This is a genomic window from Ferrovibrio sp., from assembly GCF_017994015.1.
In the GTDB taxonomy this organism is placed as follows: Bacteria; Pseudomonadota; Alphaproteobacteria; order Ferrovibrionales; family Ferrovibrionaceae; genus Ferrovibrio.
In genome coordinates, this window is sequence record NZ_JAGOLP010000110.1 from 1 (window position 1) to 4,470 (window position 4,470).

2 protein-coding genes are annotated in these 4,470 nt (G+C 62.6%); both read right to left on the reverse strand.

Annotated features, from left to right (window positions below):
* Positions 1–136 precede the first annotated feature (136 nt).
* Positions 137–1,453, reverse strand: a complete 1,317-nt coding sequence (locus KBB36_RS20710) for a hypothetical protein (protein ID WP_290985744.1) — start codon at positions 1,451–1,453, stop codon at positions 137–139.
* A gap of 8 nt (positions 1,454–1,461) precedes the next feature.
* A partial coding sequence (locus KBB36_RS20715) for a hydantoinase B/oxoprolinase family protein (RefSeq protein ID WP_290985746.1) occupies positions 1,462–4,470 on the reverse strand: 3,009 nt, incomplete at its 5' end.

Below are 4,470 nucleotides of genomic sequence, written 5' to 3' on the forward strand. Positions count from 1 at the left end.
AACATATATCATACATAAACAGATCGAATCAATCAGAAATACACTTATTGCGCGCCTTTGCGGCGAAAATACGACGAATGACGGAAATTTTCCAATGAGTGCCGCCGCTTGCTGGCCTGCCAAGAACCGGCAACAGCTACTCTGCCGTCTGCTTGTACTCTGCCGCCCGCTTGGCATCCTCAGGCTTGCCGAAGCCGTAGAGTTGCCGCTGCTGCAGCAGGTCAAAGAACCGCCAGGCCACAACAGCGTCGGGCTGCATATGGGCCAGCAAAGCGACATCGCGCGCCCCGGCCCGTAAAGCCACTGCGTTATGGGCCACCAAATCACGCAGCCTCACATATGAACGACCGAAGCCGAACTGCAAACAGACGAGGCAAAGCGCGATTGCCAAAAGCCCGCCCTGAAACCCGCGCAGAATTGCCGGCCGGGTGATCCAGGGCATGCGCAGCAGCAGCAGGACCAGTCCTGCATAGAGAAAGGCCGTCAACAATCCGTAGCGTCCTGCCGTGGCAATCTCCGCGCCGAACCCCGCACCGACGCGTCCGACCGCAACCATGAACAGCGAGCCGAAGCCGAAAAGCAGCAAACAGAATGCCAGGCGGCCAAGCGAATCCAGCCGGAAGCGATTGCGTATCGCCCAGACGATGCCGGCGAGGCTGGCCAGGAGCAGCAGCAGGCCGATGCCATGGCCAAGTACCGGCAGCCATATCGTCAAAGGCGCGCCGGCCATGCGCAGCATGAAATGCGCCACGGTCCATGCATTGAAATCATGCAGCCCGTCTCCCGCGGAAGAACCGGCAAGATAAAATCCCGCCGCCGCCGCACCGGACAGGGCTATCGGCAGCATCCAGGCAAAGCGCTGCTTCCATTCCTCCGCCTGCATCCAGGCCGCCGATGCCAGCACTAAAAACAACAGGATGCCATTGGCCAGGCATAGACTGGCCGCCAAAGCAAACAAGCTGGCAAGAATGAAGGATCGTCCCTGGCTCGCACAGATCAGGGAGGCGACGGAAAAAACGGCCATCATCTCGTAATTATAGCCATTGGGGATCGCTATGGTTTCAAGCAGGAAGCCTTGAAACAACAGCAGCGCCAAGGCGGCAATCGCCATGCCGCGCAAAGACGGCGCAATATCGCGACCCCGCCATACCGCCCAGGCAAGCATGAAGAATACGGCGCCGCGCGCCAGCAATGCAAAGCTCGCAAGGCCTATCGTTGCGCCATCGAACAGCCATACATCCAGCGCCAGCACCAATCTGGGCAAAAGAATGGCGTGGCTGTTATGCAGCGGCAGCAGCCAGGCCATGCTCAAGCCGAGCACGTCATAGCTCAACAACATGCCCATGAGATCGTGAACCGGCAACGGCAATACTTCGCCGACTGCCAACGCCATGAAACTTACGGCCTGAATGAAAGCCAATCCGCCAATGCCCCAAAGCGGCCAGCGCGCCATGGCGGCAATCACTCGCCGAAGCCGCCGCCCGAGGGGGTGGAGATCACGAATACATCGCCCGGCGCCATCGGTGTAGAGCAGCGGCCTTCCATTTCGTCTCGGGTTCCACTGGCGCGTTCCACCCATTGCCGGCCGGTTTCGCCATTGCCGCCGCCTTCCAGGCCGAAGGGCGGCACCAGGCGATGCGAGGAAAGCAGCGTCGCCACCATCGGCTCCAGGAAGCGCATGCGACGAATGGTGCCATCGCCGCCCTTATGCCGGCCCTTGCCGCCCGAGCCGCGCCGGATGCGGAAGCTTTCCAGCAACACCGGAAAGCGGAATTCCAACACCTCGGGATCGGTGAGCCGCGCATTGGTCATATGGGTATGCACGGCATCGCAGCCATCGAAACCCGGCCCGGCACCGCTGCCGCCGCAGATGGTTTCATAATACTGGTAGGTGTTGTTGCCGAAAGTGAAGTTGTTCATCGTGCCTTGCGCCGCCGCCATCACGCCCAGTGCGCCGAACACCGTATCGGTGATGCATTGGCTGGTTTCCACATTGCCGGCCACCGTGGCCGCCGGATATTGCGGGTCTAGCATCGAGCCCGACGGGATCACGATCTCCAGCGGCTTCAAACAGCCGCCATTGAGCGGGATATCGCTATCCACCAAGCAACGGAAGGCATAAAGCACGGCGGCCACGCAGACCGCCTTGGGGGCGTTGTAATTCGTCGGGTGCTGGCCCGATGTGCCGGTGAAGTCGATCTTCGCCGTGCGCGCTGCGTGGTTGACGGTCACCGTCACCTTGATCTGGAAGCCGTCGTCCATCGGATAGGTGAAGCTGCCGTCCTTCAGCCGCGAGATCACCCGGCGCACGGATTCTTCCGCATTGTCCTGCACATGGCCCATATAGGCGCGCACCACATCGAGGCCGAACTGGTCCACCATGTTGCGCAATTCCTGCGCGCCCTTTTCGCAAGAGGCGATCTGCGCCTTCAGGTCGGCGATATTCTGCGCCGGATTGCGGGCCGGATATTGGCCGGATTTCAACACCGCCACGGTTTCGCTTTCCAGGAAACGCCCGCCATCCACCAGCAGCACATTATCCAGCAGCACGCCTTCATCCGACACCGTGCGGCTATCGGGCGGCATCGAGCCCGGCGTGGTGCCGCCGATATCGGCATGATGGCCCCGGCTGCCGACATAGAACAGCACGTCTTTGCCGGCGCGGTCGAAAACCGGCGTGATGACGGTGACATCCGGCAGATGCGTGCCGCCGGCATAAGGCGCGTTCAGCATGAACACATCGCCCGGCTTCATCTGCCCGGCGCGGCGGGTGATCACGGTCTTGATGCTCTCCGACATCGAACCCAGATGCACCGGCATATGCGGCGCATTGGCGATCAACTCCCCTTCCAGATCGAAGATGGCGCAGGAAAAATCCAGCCGCTCCTTGATATTCACCGAATAGGCGGTCTTCTCCAGCACGCTGCCCATCTGCTCGGCGATAGACATGAACAGGTTGTTGAAGATTTCCAACATCACCGGATCGACTGTGGTGCCGATGGCACGCCGCGCCGGCAAAGCCACCACGCGCTTGAGCACCAGGTCGCGCCGCTCGGTGAGCGTGGCGCGCCAGCCCGGCTCGACGACGATGGTGGAGGTGCTTTCGGTCACGATGGCCGGCCCCATGATGCTTTCGCCGGGGCGTAATTCTTCGCGGTCATAGACCGGCGTATCGTGCCAAGCGCTGGCCATATAGGCGCGGCGCTTCGCGCGGGCAGGAATCGCCTCCGGCTTGCGCGGATCGGCAATGGCCTCCACGGCATCGGGCGCACGCTCGCCCTCGCCCACCGCCTCCACGGCGATGGAGGCAACGATCAATTGTTTTTCCGGGCTGATGAAGCCGAAGCGCTGGCGATGCGCCGCTTCGAAAGCCGCTTTCAGCGCCGCCATATCGCCGAAATCGACAACCAGCGCGGAATCCGAACCGCCATAGCGCAGATGCAGCTTGCGCAGCAGGGTGATCTTCTCCGCCGCCACGCCCTGCGCCAGCATTTCGGCATGGGCATCAGCTGCCAGCTTGTCCAGCGCAGCCGCAAGCTCCGGCAACGCCTCGGCCAGCAATTCGCGCTCGGCGCTCTGCTCCTTCAGCACGCGCATATCGGCCAGGCCCATGCCATAAGCCGACAGCACGCCGGCCAGCGGATGCAGCAGCACCTCGGTCATGCCCAGGGCATCGGCCACCAGGCAGGCATGCTGGCCGCCCGCGCCGCCGAAACTGGCGAGAACATACTTGGTCACATCATAGCCGCGCGCCACGGAAATCTTCTTGATCGCGTTGGCCATGTTTTCCACCGCGATGGCGAGGAAGCCTTCGGCCATTTCCTCCACGCTGCGGCCATCGTTCACTTCGGCGCTCAACGCGGCGAATTTCTTGCGCACCACCTCGGCATCCAGCGGCAGATCGCCATTGGGGCCGAACACGGCGGGGAAGAAATCCGGCTGCAACTTGCCCAGCAGCACGTTGCAATCGGTGACCGCCAGCGGGCCGCCGCGGCGATAGCAGGCCGGGCCGGGATTGGCACCCGCGGAATCCGGCCCCACCCGATAGCGCGCGCCATCGTAATGCAGAATCGAGCCGCCGCCGGCCGCCACGGTGTTGATCGACATCATCGGCGCCCGCATGCGCACGCCGGCCACCATGGTCTCAAACGCGCGTTCGTATTCGCCGCTGTAATGGCTCACATCGGTGGAGGTGCCGCCCATGTCGAAGCCGATCACCCGGCCGAAGCCTGCGCGCGTCGAGGTCTGCACCAGGCCCACCACGCCGCCGGCCGGGCCGGATAAAATACTGTCCTTGCCCTGGAAGAAATCCGCATCGGCCAGGCCGCCATTGGATTGCATGAACATCAGCCGCGTGCCGGCGCGGCGCGCATCCAGTTCGTCGGCCACCTGGTTCACATAACGGCGCAGGATCGGCGACACATAGGCATCCACCACCGTGGTGTCGCCCCGGCTGACGAATTTGATCAG

Bases quoted from the DNA above. Each gene is read 5' to 3' on its own strand.
- KBB36_RS20710 (WP_290985744.1), bottom strand. From the start codon at position 1,453: ATGGCGCGCTGGCCGCTTTGGGGCATTGGCGGATTGGCTTTCATTCAG.